The organism is Caulobacter sp. ALps2, assembly GCF_058681635.1.
The window spans coordinates 1,143,200-1,159,228 of sequence record NZ_CM178743.1 but is presented as its reverse complement, the minus strand read 5'-3'; the positions used below and the strand labels follow the sequence as shown (position 1 = coordinate 1,159,228).

The 16,029-nt window shown below is 67.4% G+C and carries 22 protein-coding genes; 16 read left to right on the top strand and 6 right to left on the bottom strand.

The genetic code is table 11. The annotated features are described in order from the left end of the window. The first annotated feature begins 45 nt into the window (after window positions 1–45). The gene (locus ACW173_RS05345) at window positions 46–1,455 is read left to right on the top strand and encodes an FAD-binding oxidoreductase (protein WP_492083838.1); all 1,410 of its coding nucleotides are present in this window, start codon (window positions 46–48) and stop codon (window positions 1,453–1,455) included. On the opposite strand, the gene ACW173_RS05340 is transcribed toward ACW173_RS05345, so the two are convergent. After that, window positions 1,447–1,767, bottom strand: a complete 321-nt coding sequence (locus ACW173_RS05340) for a hypothetical protein (RefSeq protein WP_492083837.1) — start codon at window positions 1,765–1,767, stop codon at window positions 1,447–1,449. The genes ACW173_RS05345 and ACW173_RS05340 overlap by 9 nt on opposite strands. A gap of 86 nt (window positions 1,768–1,853) precedes the next feature. Between ACW173_RS05340 and map the strand changes: the two genes are divergently transcribed. Further along, window positions 1,854–2,600 carry a type I methionyl aminopeptidase gene (map, locus tag ACW173_RS05335; RefSeq protein ID WP_492083836.1) on the top strand — a complete coding sequence of 249 codons (747 nt, stop codon included), beginning with the start codon at window positions 1,854–1,856 and terminating at the stop codon, window positions 2,598–2,600. Window positions 2,601–2,606: 6 nt separating this feature from the next. On the opposite strand, the gene ACW173_RS05330 is transcribed toward map, so the two are convergent. Beyond that, complete coding sequence (locus ACW173_RS05330) at window positions 2,607–2,903, bottom strand: transcriptional regulator (RefSeq protein WP_492083835.1); 297 nt, start codon at window positions 2,901–2,903, stop codon at window positions 2,607–2,609. Further along, a complete protein-coding gene (locus ACW173_RS05325) occupies window positions 2,900–3,352 on the bottom strand; it encodes a hypothetical protein (RefSeq protein WP_492083834.1) in 453 nt (150 codons plus the stop codon). Before ACW173_RS05325 ends, ACW173_RS05330 begins: the two co-directional genes overlap by 4 nt. A gap of 168 nt (window positions 3,353–3,520) precedes the next feature. On the opposite strand from ACW173_RS05325, the gene yaaA reads away from it, so the two are divergent. From yaaA to ACW173_RS05285, 8 genes are all read left to right on the top strand, one after another. Beyond that, complete coding sequence (yaaA, locus tag ACW173_RS05320; protein WP_492083833.1) at window positions 3,521–4,288, top strand: peroxide stress protein YaaA; 768 nt, start codon at window positions 3,521–3,523, stop codon at window positions 4,286–4,288. A 96-nt stretch (window positions 4,289–4,384) separates the two neighbouring features. Beyond that, a complete protein-coding gene (locus ACW173_RS05315; protein WP_492083832.1) occupies window positions 4,385–5,182 on the top strand; it encodes a 3-hydroxybutyrate dehydrogenase in 798 nt (265 codons plus the stop codon). 56 nt (window positions 5,183–5,238) lie between these two features. Next, window positions 5,239–6,312, top strand: coding sequence for a patatin-like phospholipase family protein (locus ACW173_RS05310; protein ID WP_492083831.1), 1,074 nt, complete (start codon window positions 5,239–5,241; stop codon window positions 6,310–6,312). Then, window positions 6,309–6,746 (top strand): NUDIX hydrolase, encoded by a 438-nt coding sequence (locus ACW173_RS05305; RefSeq protein ID WP_492083830.1) that lies wholly within the window; start codon window positions 6,309–6,311, stop codon window positions 6,744–6,746. The genes ACW173_RS05310 and ACW173_RS05305 overlap by 4 nt, the downstream gene beginning before the upstream one ends. A gap of 19 nt (window positions 6,747–6,765) precedes the next feature. Beyond that, the gene (locus tag ACW173_RS05300; protein ID WP_492083829.1) at window positions 6,766–7,527 is read left to right on the top strand and encodes a site-2 protease family protein; all 762 of its coding nucleotides are present in this window, start codon (window positions 6,766–6,768) and stop codon (window positions 7,525–7,527) included. Window positions 7,528–7,590: 63 nt separating this feature from the next. Next, window positions 7,591–8,373 (top strand): SDR family NAD(P)-dependent oxidoreductase, encoded by a 783-nt coding sequence (locus ACW173_RS05295; protein ID WP_492083828.1) that lies wholly within the window; start codon window positions 7,591–7,593, stop codon window positions 8,371–8,373. Between the two features lie 136 nt (window positions 8,374–8,509). After that, entirely contained in the window at window positions 8,510–8,659 is a 150-nt protein-coding gene (locus ACW173_RS05290) for a hypothetical protein (RefSeq protein ID WP_492083827.1), read from the top strand. A gap of 67 nt (window positions 8,660–8,726) precedes the next feature. Then, a complete protein-coding gene (locus tag ACW173_RS05285; protein ID WP_492083826.1) occupies window positions 8,727–9,692 on the top strand; it encodes an NAD(P)H-dependent flavin oxidoreductase in 966 nt (321 codons plus the stop codon). 112 nt (window positions 9,693–9,804) lie between these two features. Here ACW173_RS05285 and ACW173_RS05280 read toward each other — a convergent pair whose 3' ends face one another. Beyond that, window positions 9,805–10,566 (bottom strand): Crp/Fnr family transcriptional regulator, encoded by a 762-nt coding sequence (locus tag ACW173_RS05280; RefSeq protein ID WP_492083825.1) that lies wholly within the window; start codon window positions 10,564–10,566, stop codon window positions 9,805–9,807. 107 nt (window positions 10,567–10,673) lie between these two features. Here ACW173_RS05280 and ACW173_RS05275 point away from each other — a divergent pair, with 107 nt between their 5' ends. Next, the gene (locus tag ACW173_RS05275; RefSeq protein ID WP_492083824.1) at window positions 10,674–11,216 is read left to right on the top strand and encodes a hypothetical protein; all 543 of its coding nucleotides are present in this window, start codon (window positions 10,674–10,676) and stop codon (window positions 11,214–11,216) included. Here ACW173_RS05275 and ACW173_RS05270 read toward each other — a convergent pair. Then, on the bottom strand, window positions 11,213–11,422 hold the full coding sequence (locus ACW173_RS05270) for a hypothetical protein (RefSeq protein WP_492083823.1): 210 nt from the start codon (window positions 11,420–11,422) through the stop codon (window positions 11,213–11,215). The genes ACW173_RS05275 and ACW173_RS05270 overlap by 4 nt on opposite strands. Before the next feature lie 191 nt (window positions 11,423–11,613). Between ACW173_RS05270 and ACW173_RS05265 the strand changes: the two genes are divergently transcribed. From ACW173_RS05265 to ACW173_RS05245, 5 genes are all read left to right on the top strand, one after another. Then, window positions 11,614–12,048, top strand: coding sequence for a TIGR02301 family protein (locus ACW173_RS05265; RefSeq protein ID WP_492085914.1), 435 nt, complete (start codon window positions 11,614–11,616; stop codon window positions 12,046–12,048). A gap of 115 nt (window positions 12,049–12,163) precedes the next feature. Beyond that, window positions 12,164–13,171, top strand: coding sequence for an SPFH domain-containing protein (locus ACW173_RS05260; protein WP_492083822.1), 1,008 nt, complete (start codon window positions 12,164–12,166; stop codon window positions 13,169–13,171). 1 nt (window position 13,172) lies between these two features. Beyond that, entirely contained in the window at window positions 13,173–13,637 is a 465-nt protein-coding gene (locus tag ACW173_RS05255; RefSeq protein ID WP_492085913.1) for an NfeD family protein, read from the top strand. A gap of 118 nt (window positions 13,638–13,755) precedes the next feature. After that, window positions 13,756–14,706 carry an ABC transporter ATP-binding protein gene (locus ACW173_RS05250; protein WP_492085911.1) on the top strand — a complete coding sequence of 317 codons (951 nt, stop codon included), beginning with the start codon at window positions 13,756–13,758 and terminating at the stop codon, window positions 14,704–14,706. Next, window positions 14,703–15,464 carry an ABC transporter permease gene (locus tag ACW173_RS05245; RefSeq protein WP_492083821.1) on the top strand — a complete coding sequence of 254 codons (762 nt, stop codon included), beginning with the start codon at window positions 14,703–14,705 and terminating at the stop codon, window positions 15,462–15,464. Before ACW173_RS05250 ends, ACW173_RS05245 begins: the two co-directional genes overlap by 4 nt. Here the strand turns inward: ACW173_RS05245 and ACW173_RS05240 are convergent. Continuing rightward, window positions 15,461–15,946: a recombinase family protein gene (locus ACW173_RS05240; protein ID WP_492083820.1), complete on the bottom strand. Its 486-nt coding sequence runs from the start codon at window positions 15,944–15,946 to the stop codon at window positions 15,461–15,463. The two genes, ACW173_RS05245 and ACW173_RS05240, sit on opposite strands and share 4 nt — an antisense overlap. Between the last annotated feature and the right edge of the window lie 83 nt (window positions 15,947–16,029).

Below are 16,029 nucleotides of genomic sequence, written 5' to 3'. Positions count from 1 at the left end.
AGTATATACTGACAGCCTCCCCCTCGAAAGCGTATCCTCGGCGCCATGACCAAGCCCGTCCCCGCCGATGTCGTCTCCCGCCTAAAAGCCGTGCTCGGCGAGGGCGGGTGGAGCCAGGATCCCGACGTGATCGCGCCCAAGCTCGTCGAGTGGCGGGGCCGCTGGACGGGCGAGACGCCGCTGCTGGTCACGCCGCGCTCGACCGCCGAGGTCGCCGCCGTGGTCGGCATCTGCGCGGCCGAGGGCGTGGCGATCACGCCCCAGGGCGGCAATACCGGCCTCGTCGCCGGCCAGATCCCGCACGGCGAGATCCTGCTGTCCACCCAGAAGCTGACCGCCATCCGCGACGTCGACCCGATCGACGACGCCATGGTGCTGGAGGCCGGGGTCACCCTGTACGAGGCCCACCAGCAGGCCGCCAAGGTCGGCCGCCGCTTTACCGTCGGCGTGGCCTCGGAAGGCTCGTGCACGATCGGCGGCCTGGTCTCGACCAATGCCGGCGGCACCGCCGTCCTGCGCTACGGCATGATGCGCGAGCAGGTGCTGGGCATCGAGGCCGTCCTGCCCAATGGCGAGATCTGGAAGGGCCTGAAGCGCCTGCGCAAGGACAATACCGGCTACGACCTCAAGCAGCTCTTGATCGGGGCCGAGGGCACGCTGGGCGTGGTCACCGCGGCCTCTCTGAAGCTGCACGCGCCGCTGGCCTCGCGGGCCGTGGCGATCGTGGGCCTGGCCTCGCCGGCCGACGCCATCCAGCTGCTGGCCCGCGCCAAGGACGAGACCGGCGGCGCGGTCGAGGCCTTCGAACTGATGGGCCGGCTGGGCTTCGCCCTCACCGTCCGCAACGTGCCCGGCCTACGCGATCCGCTGCCCGAAGAGCATCCCTGGTATGTGCTGATCGAGATCGCCAGCGGCGAGCCCGGCGCGGCCGAGGCGGCGCTGGAACGCCTGCTGGCCGGCGCGCTGGAGCGCGGCCTGATCGCCGACGCGGCGGTGGCCCAGACCGAAACCCAGATGAAGGCCTTCTGGCGCATCCGCGAGGGCCACTCGGCCGGCCAGAAACCCGAGGGCGCGGTGTGGAAGCACGACGTCAGCGTGCCGGTCTCCAAGATCCCCGACTTCATCGGCCAAGCCAACGCCGCGATCGACAAGGCCTTCCCGGGAACCCGCATCGTCGCCTTCGGCCATGTCGGCGACGGCAATGTCCATTACGACGTGCTGAAGGCCCCCGGCGTCGACGACGACGCCCACGACGCCCTGCGCGAGGCCGGCGCCAAGATCGTCCACGACATCACCGCGACGTTCTCGGGCTCGATCAGCGCCGAGCACGGCCTGGGCGCGATGAAGACGGCCGAAGCCCTGACCTACAAGGACCCGATCGAGGTCGCGGCGCTGCGGGCGATCCGCGGGGCGTTGGACCCCAGGCGGATCATGAATCCCAGGGTCCTATTCTGAGGAGGGCGCTGTTCTAACGGCGGCGCGCTTGCGGGCTCGCAGGTACAGCACGAACAACACGGCGAAGGCCCCGACCGGGATCGTGGCCCGGTAGAAACCGGGCTGGAAGCTGGGCAGCAGGTTGATCGCCACCGGGATGAAGCCCCACTTGCCGGTCGACTGCTCCATCCAGAACGCTCCGACCCCGACAAAACAGGTCACCGCCCACACGATGCGGTATTTCAGGCCCCCGTCACGCAGGACAAAGAACACGGCCGCGAACATCGGGATCGGCCAGGCGAGGGCGGCCAGCAGGCCTAGGGTCTGGTTCATCCGCTGCTGATAGCCGGGAGGCGGGCGTTGCGCCAACCCGTCGAAGCCGACATCGTGCGCCTCGCGTGCCTAAGGAGACCTCCGCCATGACCATCGAGAACGAAGACCAGCTGGAGAAGCTCCGCGTCGTCGGCAATCTGGTGGCCCGCACCCTGGCGGCCATGGGCAAGGCGCTGGAGCCCGGCATGACCACCAAGCAGTTGGACGATTTCGGCCGCGCCCTGCTGGAGAAGGAAGGCGCGCGCTCGGCTCCGGAGCTGACGTACAACTTCCCGGGCGCGACCTGCATCTCGGTGGGGCCCGATTGCGCGCACGGCATACCGGACGACACGGTGGTCAAGGCCGGCGACCTGATCAATATCGACGTCTCGGCCGAGCTGGACGGCTATTTCGGCGATACCGGCGCCAGCTTCGCCGTGCCGCCGGTCACCAAGCGCGTCGAGCGCCTGTGCCGCGACGGCCGTCGGGCGATGTGGGCGGGCATCCGGGCCGTTCAGCCTGGCGCGCGGCTGAACGAGGTCGGCCGCTCCATCGAGGCCTTCGCCCAGAAGAACGGCTACAGCCTGGTCCGCAACCTGGCCAGCCACGGCGTCGGCCGCTCGCTGCACGACGACCCGCGCGAGATCCCGACCTGGTACGAACCGCGCGACCGCCGCACCATCCCCGAAGGCCTGGTCTTCACCATCGAGCCGTTCCTGTCGCTGGGCGCCGACCGGGTCGAGGAACTGGACGACGGCTGGACCCTGCGCCCGCCGCGGCGCCAAGCCACCGTGCAGTACGAACATACGCTGGTCGCGACGCGCAACGGACCGCTGGTGCTGACGCTGGTCTGAGGCCAGTCAGGCGTCCGGCACGCCGGCCATCAGCGCCTTCAGCGCCGAAAGATGGCCCTTCAGCGCCTTACGGCCGGGCGCGCTCAGCGACAGCCAGGTCCTTTGCCGACCGTCCGAGGCGGCCTTGCGAACCTTGACGTAGCCGGCCTCTTCCAAGGTCTTCACGTGTTTGGAGAGCACCGACTCCGAGACGTCCAGCGACTCGCGGATCGTGGCGAAGTCGATGGTGTCGACCGCCGCCAGCATGCAGCACATCCGCAGGCGGTTGGGAGCGTGGATCACCGGGTCGAGATCAGCGCTCACAGCGAACCGCCATCGCGCAGGTCGCGGCGGAAGGCGGCTTCCCAGACGAAGCCCGCGACGGTGGCGGCCACCGCGATGACGCCAGCGGCGATCAGGGGCGCTTGGGTGATGTGCTTGACGTGGAACAGCCAGGCCGAAGTGACCATGGCCCCGCCGGTCAGGATCGCCAGGGCGACGGCGACGATCCGCGTGCGGCCGGCGCGGTAGCCGTGCACCCACATGCCGGTCTTGCGCATATAGGTCTTCACCAGCGCCCAGACGCTGATCCCGCAGACGATGAAGTAGCCGTACTGCCAGGCGAGCGGCGCGGCCTGTACGGCGGCAAGCCCGCCCACCAGCAGACCCAGAGCCGGATGATACCAGACCGGCGCCTTGGCGCGTTCGGCCATGTCGGTATTGGCGGCTTGAACCTCGGCCAGCATCCGCAGGGCGTCTTCGTCTCGGGTCATGGGATATCCTTACTTTCCAGCGCGGAAAGTTATGCCGCATGACTTTCCGAGTTGGCAAGTAAAAACTTTCCAATATGGAAAGCGGCGGCCATGGGAAAGGATCACGACCGTTCAACTCCGGCGCCTCCCGGCTAGCGAAGCTCACCCGAACCCTCTATCTCCCCGCCCATGCTGATGGTCATCTCGCCCGCCAAGTCGCTGGACTTCACCGCGCCCGCCCAGGCGCTGCCCCTGACGACGCCGGAGCTCAAACCCCAGATCGCCGAACTGGCCAAGATCACGCGCAAGCTCACGGCGCCCGACCTGAAGCGGCTGATGCACATCTCCGACGCCCTGGCCAAGCTGAACCGCGAACGGTTCCAGGCCTTCGACGCCCAGGTGGAAGAGGGCCTGCAGGCCGTGATCGCCTTCAACGGCGACGTCTATGCCGGTCTGGCCGCGCGTGAGCTGGACCGCCCGGCCCTGGAGTGGACGCAGGATCACCTGCGGATCCTGTCGGGCCTGTACGGCGTGCTGCGCCCGTTCGACGCGCTGCAGCCCTATCGCCTGGAGATGGGCACGCGTCTGAAGACCAAGAAGGGTTCGAACCTTTACGACTTCTGGGGCGAGACGATCTCCAAGACCCTGAACCAGGCGGCCGAGGGCCACACCGATCCGACCCTGGTGAACCTCGCCAGCCAGGAATATTTCGGCGCCGTCGACGCCAAGGCGCTGAAGCTGCCGGTCGTCACCTGCCACTTCAAGGAAGAGAAGCACGGCGAGTTGCGGGTGCTGGGCTTCTTCGCCAAGAAGGCGCGCGGCCGCATGGCCCGCTACGCCATCGACAACCGCGTCGACCGCGCGGAAGGGCTGAAGGGCTTCGACCTGGACGGCTATCGTTTCCAGCCGTCGCTTTCGACGCCGTCCGATTGGGTTTTCGCTCGCCCGCAGCCCTGAATTCATCTAGTGATGAATTTATAAGCGCTCGCCTCTCGCAAGGGCGAGCTATATGTTGCATTGCAATATCGTTGGGGCGTTATCCAGGAGCGCGTGATGGCCGTCGATTTCGGTTTGCAGGGGCAGGTCGCCATCGTCACCGGGTCGACCAGCGGCATCGGCCACGCCCTGGCCGACGCGCTCGCCGCTCAGGGCGTCAACATCGTCATGAACGGCCTTGGCGAGATGAACGCCATCGAGCGGGCCCGGGCCGAGCTGGCCGAGAAGCACGGCGTCGAGGTGCTGTACCACGGCGCCGACATGACCAAGCCCATCGAGATCGCCGACATGGTCCGCGCGGCCAAGGCCGAGTTCGGCGAGCTGGATATCCTGGTCAACAACGCCGGGGTCCAGCACGTGGCCCCGATCGAAGAGTTCCCTGACGACAAGTGGGACCTGATCATCGCGATCAACCTGTCCTCGGCCTTCCACGCCACCAAGGCGGCGGTGCCGATCATGAAGGAGCAGGGGCGCGGCCGGATCGTCAACATCGCCTCGGCCCACGCCCTGGTCGCCTCGCCGTTCAAGGCGGCTTATGTCGCCGCCAAGCACGGGATCATGGGCCTGACCAAGACGGTGGCCCTCGAGGTCGCCCAGAACGGCGTCACCTGCAACGCCATCTGCCCGGGCTTCGTGAAGACTCCGCTGGTCGAAGCCCAGATCACCGACCAGGCCAAGGCGCGCGGCATCTCGGAAGAGGCCGTGATGAAGGACGTGATCCTGGCCGCCCAGCCGACCAAGCAGTTCGTCACCTTCGACCAACTGTCGGGCATGCTGCTGTATCTGGTCTCCGACGCCGGGGCTTCGGCCAATGGCGCGGCGTTCCAGGTCGACGGCGGCTGGGTCGCTCAATAAGCCGACCAGAGGAAGCGCGCTTGCCCAAGGGCTCCCTTTCGAGAGAGCTTCTCCGCATGCCCATACCGCCTTTCACCAAGAAGAAGTCCGGCCCCAAGGGCCTGAGCCTCGCCCTTCAGGGCGGCGGTTCGCACGGCGCCTTCGAATGGGGCGTCCTCGATCGCCTGCTCGAGGAAGACGATCTGGAGATCCGCGCCGTCACCGCCGCCTCGGCCGGAGCGATGAACGCGGTCTGCCTGGCGCAAGGGCTGATTGACGACGGCAAGGCCGGGGCCCGCAAACGCCTCGACTCGTTCTGGCGGCAGGTGAACCGGCAGGGCGGCCGCAACGTCTTCGGCGACACCTCGATCTGGACCACCGCCTTCGGGGGCGCCTTCGGCAGCGGGGCCGACTGGCTGAAGAACACGCCCGGCTGGCGGATGGCCGAGACCTTCGCCCTGTCGCTCAGCCCCTACGAGTTCAACCCGTTCAACCTGAACCCGCTGCACGACACGCTGGAAGCCGAGATCACCTTCCAGCAGATCCGCGAGAACAGCCCGATCAAGCTGTATGTCGCCGCCACGGCGGTGCGGACCAGCAAGTCGGTGATCTTCCGCGAGACCGAGCTGACGTCCCGCCACATCATGGCCAGCGCCTGCCTGCCCCAAGTCTTCCAGGCGGTGGAGATCGACGGCGAGCCCTATTGGGACGGCGGTTTCCTGGCCAATCCGCCGCTGTGGCCGCTGTTCTACGAGGACACCCCCGACGACATTCTGATCGTCAGCCTCAATCCGTTCGTCCGCGAAGAGACGCCCAAGACGCCGGGCGAGATCATGGACCGGCTGAACGAGATCACCTTCAACGCCTCGCTGGCCTCGGAACTGCGGGCGATCGGCTTCGTGCAAAAGCTGCTGGACGAGGGCCTGCTGAAGGACAACGCCAGGGGCCGCTATCGTCGGATGTTGGTCCACGCCATCACCGCCGACAAGCCGCTGGCGGACCTGTCGATGTCCACCAAGTTCAACACCGAATGGAGCTTCCTGAGCGACCTGAAAGAGCGCGGCCGGAAGGCGGCGGAGGCCTGGCTGGCCGACTGCGGAACCTGTATCGGCGTCAAGTCCTCGGTCGATCTGAAGGTCGGTTTCCCATGAGCGGCAACCCCGTGCCGACCGTCGGCGTCGTCTGCCTGAAGGGCGACCAAGTGCTGCTGATCCGGCGCGGCCAGCCGCCTCGGCTGAACCAGTGGAGCCTGCCGGGCGGACGGCTGGAATGGGGCGAGACCCTGCGGGTCGCCGCCCTACGCGAGCTGAAGGAGGAGACCAGCGTCGAGGCTGAGCTTCTGGGCCTGCTCGACGTGGTCGACGGCGTGTTTCCGGCCAGGCCCGGCGGCGAGATCAGCCGCCACTACGTGATGATCGACTACGCCGCTCGCTGGACCGCCGGCGAGCCGGTGGCCGGCGACGACGCGGCCGAGGCCAGGTTCGTTTCGCTGGACGAGGCCATGGCCCTGGTGGAGTGGGACGAGACCCGGCGGGTGATCGCCGAGACGTTCGCGACGTTCGGGACGCTTGCGCTCCCGGTCTAGCTGCACGACATCATCACCGATGACCGTTATCGAAGCCCGCGCGCCGCGCACTCCCATCAGTCCCAACGCGCTGATCCTGATCGCCGCCTGCGTGGGCCTGGGCTGGGCGGTGGCGGCGCAGCTGCCGCCGGTGGGGCCGCTGACCTTCGCCTTCGTGGTGGCGGCCTGGATCCTCAGCGTCGGGATCCACGAGTTCGGCCACGCCTTCACCGCCCACAAGGCTGGCGACACGACCATCGTCGAGAAGGGCTACCTGACCCTCGATCCGCTCAAATATTCGGACCTCGTCACCACCATCATCTTCCCGCTGATCGCCCTGGCCCTGGGCGGCATCGGTTTTCCCGGCGGGGCGGTCTATCTGCGCGAGGACCTGATGCGGTCCAGGAGCTGGCGGTCGCTGGCCTCGCTGGCCGGGCCGCTGGGGACCTTGCTGGTGCTGGTCGTGCTGGCCGTCAGCCTGCCGTTCGTGGTCTCCGAGCCGCTGCGCAACGCCCTGTCCATGCTGGCCTTCCTGCAGGCTAGCGCGCTCGTCTTGAACCTGCTGCCCATCCCGGGCCTGGACGGCTATGGCGTCATCCGGCCGTTCCTGCCCGACAGCGTCCGCGCGGCGATGGTCAAGGTCGAGCGGGTCGGGTTCCTGATCCTGTTCGCGCTGATCTTCTGGGTCCCGGGCGCCAGCCGTTTCATCTTCGCCGCGGCCCTGACGATCACCGACCTGATGGCCGTGCCGCGCGGGGCGATCGCCGGCGGCTGGCAGGCCTTCCACTTCTGGGGCTCTTGACCGCGACGGCCTGACCGCTTCTTCTTCAAACAAGCGTTTCAAGAAGAATGAGGGAGGTTCGCCATGGCCTACGCGCCGTTCAATCTGGCTGGCAAGGTGGCCCTGGTCACCGGCGGCAATCGCGGCATCGGTCTGGGCATGGCCAAGGCCATGGCGCAAGCCGGCGCCGACATCGTCATCTGGGGCTCCAACCCCGAGCGCAATCTCGAGGCCGAAAAGCAGCTGACCAGCCTGGGCGTCCGGGTGAAGGCCCAGACCGTCGACGTCTCCGACGAGGACCAGGTCCGCGAGGGCATGGAGGAGGCCGTCGCCGCCATGGGCCGGGTCGACAGCGTCTTCGCCAATGCCGGGATCGGCTACGGCTCGCCCTCGTTCGTCGAGATGAAGACCGAGACCTATCGCAAGGTGCTGTCGGTCAATCTGGACGGCGTGTTCTTCACCCTGCGCGAGGCCTGCCGCCACATGGTCGAGCGGGCCAAGACCGGTGACGCTGGCGGCTCGCTGGTCGGCATCGCTTCGCTGGCCGCCATCGAGGGCGCGGCGCGGAACGAAGCTTATGCCGCCACCAAGGGCGCGGTGATCTCGATGATCAAGTCGGTCGCGGTCGAGCACGCCCGCTATGGCGTCCGCGCCAACGCCATCCTGCCCGGCTGGATCGCCACCGACATGACGGCCGGCGCGCAAGGCAACGCCGCCTTCGCCGAGAAGGTCATCCCCCGCGTGCCGGCCCGCCGCTGGGGCGAACCCGAGGACTTCGGCGGCATGGCCGTCTACCTGGCCTCGGACGCGTCCAGCTACCATTCGGGCACGACCATCGTCATCGACGGCGGATACTCGATCTTCTAAAGGGGCGTTTCTTGGACTCTGAAGTCCAATAAAAGTTCATGTAAAACAGGGTCTTGCGGAACCGCTCCAGCGATGAGACAGTTTCTTGAAGGCAGCCCGGACATCAGATCCGGGCGCCGACGAGGAAACGAGAACGATGACGCCCCAAGACGTTGTCAGCCTGGCCCCGCCGCGTGGCTTCCTGATGCTGGTCGCCCTGGTCCTGACGGCCATGGCGAGCTGCTTCTGGACCGCCGAGACGGACGCCGAGACCGAGCTGGCCCGACACACTAACGGGCGCGAGTAACCTCGCGGCATACTTGCCGCGGTGGGCGCCGCCGGAAATCCTCCCTGAAAACATGGGAGGAATGGTCATGGGTCTGCGCACGCCGCTCTGCGATTTTCTGGACATCGAGCATCCGATCCTGCTGGCCGGCATGGGCGGGGTGTCCTATGCGCCGCTGGCGGCGGCCGTGTCGAACGCCGGCGGCTACGGCGTACTGGGCATGGCCGGAACCTCGCCGGACTTCATCCGCGAGCAGATGCGGGAGGTCAGAGGCCTGACCGACAAACCGTTCGGCGTCGACCTGCTGGCCGCCACGCCGGACGCCCTGACCGCCAGCGTCGAGGTCATCATCGCCGAGGGCGCCTCGTCCTTCATCGCCGGCCTGGGCGTGCCCCTGGCGATCATCGAACGGCTGAAGGCGGCGGGCCTCAAGGTCATGGTCGTCTGCGGGGCGGTGAAGCACGCGGTGAAGGCCGAGCAAGCCGGCTGCGACGCGGTCATCTGCCAGGGCGGCGAGGGCGGCGGCCACACGGGCCTCGTCGGGACCCTGCCGTTGGTGGCCCAGGCGGTCGAGGCCGTGAAGATCCCCGTCATCGCCGCCGGCGGGCTCCATGACGGCCGCGGCCTGGCCGCGTCCCTGGCCCTGGGCGCCCAGGGCGTCTGGATGGGCACGCGGTTCATCGCCTCGACCGAAGCCCATGCCGGTGACCTCTATCGCCAGGCGGTGGTCCAGGCCGCCGACGAGGACACCGTCCGCACCCGCTGCTACTCGGGCAAGCCGATGCGGGTGAAGAAGAACGCCTATGTCGACGACTGGGAGGCGCGGCCGGCCGACATCCAGCCGTTCCCTCAGCAGGCCATGATCTCGATCCAGGCCGGGGCCATGGGCGGCATCGGCGGACAGGTCGAGGGGCTGGATCCCGACAAGTCCTGCTTCGCCATGGGCCAGAGCGCCGGCGGGGTGCGTGAGGTCCTGCCGGCCGGCGAGATCGTCGCGCGGTTGGTCCGCGAGGCGGAAGCGGCGCTGGATCGAGCGTCGGCATATCGGACCTAGGTGATCCTTCCCCTGACGGGAGAGGTGGTCCGACGGACCGGAGGGGGAAGTTCCGCCGATCCCGCCCGTCCTCCTCCGTCGTCTCCTCGAGCCCCCGCGCTGGGGAGGATCTTTAGTCGGCCTCGAACTTTGGCAGCACGCGCTTGAAATGGTTTTCGACCGCGTCGTGGCACTCGCAGGCGCGCTTCTCCAGGCCCGGGCGGTCCAAAACCTCGACCCGGCCGCGGCCAATGTGGATGATCCCGGCGTCCTGCAGCACCCGGGCGACGGCGCTGATCGTCGTGCGCTGCACGCCCAGCATCTGGGCCAGGGTCTCCTGGGTCAGGCGGATCGGCTCGTCGGCCGAGCGATCGTGGGCGAACAGCAGCCAGCGGCAGGCGCGCTGCTCGATCGGATGCAGGGCGTTGCAGGCGGCGACCTGCATCATCTGGGCGATGAAGACGTCGGCGGCGCGATCGAACAGGTCCGCTATGGCCGGATGCTGGGTCTTCACCTCCTCCAGCCGCGCTGTGGGGACGCAGAAGGCGTGCCCCGGCACGCGGACCACGGCGCGGCCATAGGCGGGCTTGAAGCCTGCGCTCACGACGCCGCCGATCGCGCCCTCGAATCCGATACTGGCGGCCTCGATCTCCTGACCGTCCGAGGTCACCACCAGCAGAGAGACCTGGGTCGGGCCGCAGGGCAGATAGGTATGTTCGACATCGTCGCCGGCGTCGAACAGCACGGCCTCGGGCGGCAGGTCGACCAGGACGAGATAAGGCGTCAGGGCGTTCAGCGCGTCCGAACGCAGCGCGGCCAGCAGCCGGTTCGATCTATAGGGCGGAGCCGCGTCACCTTCGATGGTGCTGCGGGTGATGCGGGCGAAAGCGGTCATGCGGATCTCCCGTGAAGCTCGCCTGGTTAAGCGCGCGGCGCACGGCTTAGTTTCCCGTGGACGACAAGACTCTTCCGAAGCACCCTTCGACCGATCGGAGAAAAGCGATGATCGCCAAGCGGCATCTGAGGCGAAGGCTCAGCCAATATGGCGCCCTGTGGTTGGGCGCGTTCGTGATCACCTTGCTGGTGATGGCGATGATGGTGTTCGCCGTCGGCATGCCGGTGGCGCCGACCGCCGACCTGACCCTGCCGATCGCCTTCGCCCTGCTGGGCTTGGCGGTGATCGCCGGGGTCGGGATAACGGTCGTCAAGGACATCGGCCTGACCACCAAGTCGCTGATCACGGCGCTGGCGTTGTTGCTGATCCTGCCGCTGCTGTGGGCGCCGGTCCTGGCTGTGGTGGTCACGGCCGCGATCGCCGGCGCGTCGGTCGAATATTCGCAGGCCTACGCGCGGTTTCGCATCACGGTCAGCCACCTGATCTACCCGCTAGCGGCCATGCTGGGCGAGGATCCGCTGATCGGCTTCGTCTGGCGGGCGTTCCAGGTCGTGGCCTCGGTCGTCGGCGCGGTGGCCTCGGCCCTGCAGGTGTGGCGCGTGATCAAGCCGCTGCTGTACGGCGAGGATGAAGAGGCGGTCGAGACCTAGCTAAGCTGAGTGGGGCGTGGCAGCACCCAGTCATCTTCCTGCTCGTGCATCATCACGGACAGGCCAAGGCCGGCCGGATGCTCGGCCAAGCGGTGAGCGGCGGCGCTGGCTTCGCCACGCGTCTCGTAGGCGCCAAAACGCAGATTTTCGCCGATGATGGACCAATGGTCTCCGACGCGCACGACGCCGTAATGCACCTCAGTCATGAGCGCGACCTCCTTGCAGTATCCACAGGAAAGACCCGAACCGTGGCGATCACAAGGCCTTTATTGGAAAAGCTTTTTTGACACCGGGAGACATTCTGTCCCCAGACGCCCGCCGCGCTTTGGCGGGCCGTCGCTCGCCTTTTGGGCGCGGGCTCGTGACAGGAGAGGGGGCTTTGATGATAACTGACGGCATGTCGCGTCCGTTCCTCGTCGGCGTCGCCCAAGTCGCGCTGGTGCTTTCCGCCGTTGTCGTGTCCCCCGTCCTGGCTCAGGAGAGGGACGCGCATGATCGCCAGCGCCTGCTCGACCTGGCCTATACGCTGGGCGAGAGCCACGCCCTGCGCCAAGTCTGCCTGGGCGAGAGCGACCAGTACTGGCGCTCGCGGATGGTGCGCCTGACCGAGGTGGAGCAGGCCGACCAGGCCTTTGACGCTCAGATGCGCGAGCGGTTCAACACCGGCTTCGCCTCGCGCCGCAGCGAGTATCCGACCTGCGACGACGCCAGCCGCAAGGCCGAGCAGCAGGTCTCGCGCAAGGGCCAGTCCCAGGCCCAGAAGCTCTCGCAATCGGTGCGCCAGGCCCACGCGGCGCCGGATTCCATGGCGGACGACGAGGGCGCGCGCTAGAGCCCGCTTCGCGGGCTCGCCTCTAAACATAGGAGCGTGATAGCCGCCGAAACCGCTCACACTTTCGGCTAGCACGCTCTAAGCTCCACCCAAAGTTACCTTGGGGAGCATGGCCTTGGGCGGTATCGTCGTTCTGATTTTCCTGGGCTTCGCGTTCGTGCTGCTGTTCAGCGCGATCAAGATCGTGCCGCAGGGGCGTGAATTCACCGTCGAGCGGTTCGGTCGCTACACGCGCACGCTCAAGCCCGGCATCACCATCCTGACCCCGTTCTTCGAGTCCATCGGCCGCAAGGTCAATGTGATGGAGCAGGTCCTGGAGGTGCCGCAGCAGGAGGTCATCACCAAGGACAACGTCTCGGTGAAGGTCGACGCCATCGTCTTCATCCAGGTGATGGACGCCGCGGCCGCCGCCTATCGCGTCGACAACCTGATCTACGCCATCACCCAGCTGGCCCAGACCAACCTGCGCACCGTCGTCGGTTCGCTGGAGCTGGACGAGGTGCTGAGCCAGCGCGACCAGATCAACACCCGCCTGCTCTCGACCATCGATCACGCCACGGGCCCCTGGGGCGTGAAGGTGGCGCGCATCGAGATCAAGGATCTGACGCCGCCGTCCGACATCACCAACGCCATGGCCCGCCAGATGAAGGCCGAGCGCGAGCGCCGCGCGGTCATCACCGAGGCCGAGGGCGAGAAACAGTCCCAGATCGCCCGCGCGGAGGGGCAGAAGCAGTCGGCCATCCTGCAGGCCGAGGGCCGCCGCGAGGCCGCCTTCCGCGACGCCGAGGCGCGCGAGCGGGAAGCCGAGGCCGAGGCGAAAGCGACGGCCTTCGTGTCGGAAGCCATCTCCAAGGGCGACGTCAACGCGATCAACTACTTCATCGCCCAGAAATACGTCGAGGCATTCGGCGAGCTGGCGCGCAGCCCACAGCAGAAGACGGTGATCGTGCCGGCCGACTTCTCCGGCCTGACCGGGACCGTCGCGGGCGTCAGCGAGCTGATCAAGAGCCTGGGCGCGGACTCCCAGCGCCCGGCGCCGGCGCCGCGCGCGTCGTCCTCGGCTTCATCGTCTTCGGGCGCCGCCTCCACCAATACGCCAACCGGCGGCAAGCGCGGGGCCTGACATCATGGATGGCTTGGCAAGCTTCTACGCGCTGCATCCGTTCTGGGTCTGGCTGGCCGTCGCGGCCCTGTTCCTGGCGGTCGAGGTCTCGACCGGCACGGGCTGGTTGCTGTGGCCGGCGGCCAGCGCCTTCGTCGTCGGCGTGATCGCCCAGCTCCTGCATACGGGCCTGCTGGCGGACATCGGCATGTTCGCGGCGCTGACCATCGCCTCGACCTTGCTGGCCCGGCGCTATCTGCGGCCGGTGCTCGAGCCCACCAGTCCCGATCTCAACGACGCCACCCAACGGCTGGTCGGTCAGCGCGGCCAGGTGCTGTCGACCTTCGAGCAGGGCCGCGGCCGGGTGTTCGTCGACGGCAAGGACTGGGCGGCCGAGACCGACGAGCCGATCCCGGCGATCAGCCAGGAAGTGGTCGTCATCGGCGTCGATGGCGCGGTGCTGAAGGTCCGCAAGATCCCGACCTGACGGAAACCTGCTGACAGAACGCGGCGACTCCCCTGTTATCCGCCGGCAGCGACACCATTTACGCCCGCATCGGCCACCTGCGGGGCGCGCGCGACGCTGCTCCCGACCTTTTCTGGGCATCGTCGCGTTTAGGGGAGACGGCGTGACTTCAATCATATCGGTAAAGGGTCTGACCAAGACCTATGCGTCGGGCCATCAGGCCCTGAAGACGATCGACCTGGACATCCGCAAGGGCGAGATCTTCGCCCTGCTGGGTCCGAACGGGGCCGGCAAGACCACCCTGATCAGCATCATCTGCGGGATCGTCAATCCCAGCCTGGGCGTCGTCCTGGCCGACGGCCATGACGTCGTGAAGGACTACCGCGCCGCCCGGACCAAGATCGGCCTGGTGCCGCAGGAGCTGAACACCGACGCCTTCGAGACGGTGTGGGCCACGGTCAGCTTCTCGCGCGGCCTGTTCGGCAAGCCGCGCAATGACGCCCTGATCGAGAAGATCCTTCGCGACCTCTCCCTGTGGGACAAGAAGGACAGCAAGATCATGGCGCTGTCGGGCGGCATGAAGCGCCGGGTGATGATCGCCAAGGCGCTGAGCCACGAGCCGACCATCCTGTTCCTGGACGAGCCCACCGCCGGTGTCGACGTCGAGTTGCGCCGCGACATGTGGGAGATGGTCCGCCAGCTGCGCGAGAACGGCGTCACCATCATCCTGACCACCCACTATATCGAGGAGGCCGAGGAGATGGCCGACCGGATCGGGGTGATCAACAAGGGCGAGATCATCCTGGTCGAGGACAAGACCGTCCTGATGCGCAAGCTGGGCAAGAAGCAGCTGACCGTGCACCTGCGCGAGCCGCTGACCGCCCTGCCGGCCGGCCTGAACGAGCCCTCGCTGAGCCTGATCAACGACGGCGCCGACCTCGTCTACACCTTCGACGCCCAGGCCGACGACACCGGCATCGCCGATCTTCTCAAGCGCCTGGCCGAGCACGGCGTCGACTTCAAGGACCTGAAGACCGACCAGAGCTCGCTGGAAGACATCTTCGTCAGCCTGGTGAGGGCTCCGCAATGAACGTCCACGCGATCAAGGCCATCTACCGCTTCGAGATGGCGCGGTGGTTCCGCACCCTGCTGCAGAGCATCCTGGCGCCGGTCATCTCGACCTCGCTGTATTTCGTGGTGTTCGGCTCGGCGATCGGCTCGCGCATGCAGGCCATCGACGGCGTCAGCTACGGCGCCTTCATCATTCCGGGCCTGATCATGCTGTCGCTGCTCAGCGAGAGCATCTCCAACGCCTCGTTCGGCATCTACATGCCCAAGTGGGCCGGGACGATCTACGAGCTGCTGTCGGCCCCGGTGTCGTGGGTCGAGACGGTGATGGGTTATGTGGGGGCGGCGGCGACCAAGTCGATCTGCCTGGGCTTGCTGATCCTGGCCACGGCCCGGCTGTTCGTGCCGTTCGAGATCGCCCACCCGTTCGTGATGCTGCTGTTCCTGGTGCTGACGGCGGTGACCTTCAGCCTGTTCGGCTTCGTGATCGGCGTCTGGGCCGACAACTTCCAGAAGCTGCAGATCGTGCCGGCGCTGATCATCACGCCGCTGACCTTCCTGGGCGGCAGCTTCTACTCGATCAAGATGCTGCCCCCGATCTGGCAGAAGATCACCCTGTTCAACCCGGTGGTCTATCTGATCAGCGGCTTCCGCTGGGCCTTCTACGGCCAGTCGGACGTCGGCGTCGGGGTCAGCCTGGCCATGACGGCGGTGTTCCTGGCCATCTGCCTGACGGCGGTATGGTTGATCTTCAAGACCGGGTATCGGCTGAAGGTCTAGTCCTCGGCGTCTTCGGCCTCGGCTGCGACTTCGGTCTCGGCCGGGGCCTCCGCCTTCAATCCCTTCATGCCGCCGGCCTTGCCGCCCTTGGCGATCAGGGCCGTTTCGGCGGCGCGGACCATCGGCCGTTCGCGACTGAAGCCGGCCAGCATCTGGCAGGTCTCGAAGAAGCCGGGATCGCTGCGGGTGTCGACCTCTGGATGCTGCACGACCAGATGCAGGCCGCGCGCCTTGAGCTTCAGCACCGCATCGACTAGGCCGGCCATGTCGCCGCCCAGGGCGTGGAAGCTGGGCACGGCCAAGGCGCCGCCCTCCCCCAGCGCGTCCAGGGCCCGCGCCAGGCCCGGCCGCACGACGCCCGAGGCCAGGCATCGGTCGCTGAACACCTCCTCGCAGCCCAGCAGCAGCAGTCGTTCTTCCTGGGCGGGGCTGAAGAAGATCCCGCGCACGGGCGGCACGCGGTAGTAGCCGACGATTTTCATCCTGGGTGCTTGGCAAACCGGCTGGCGGTTGGCGAGGACTTTCGGTCGCGCCCGGCCAGCCGCCCACAGCTTCCTGGCCGGGC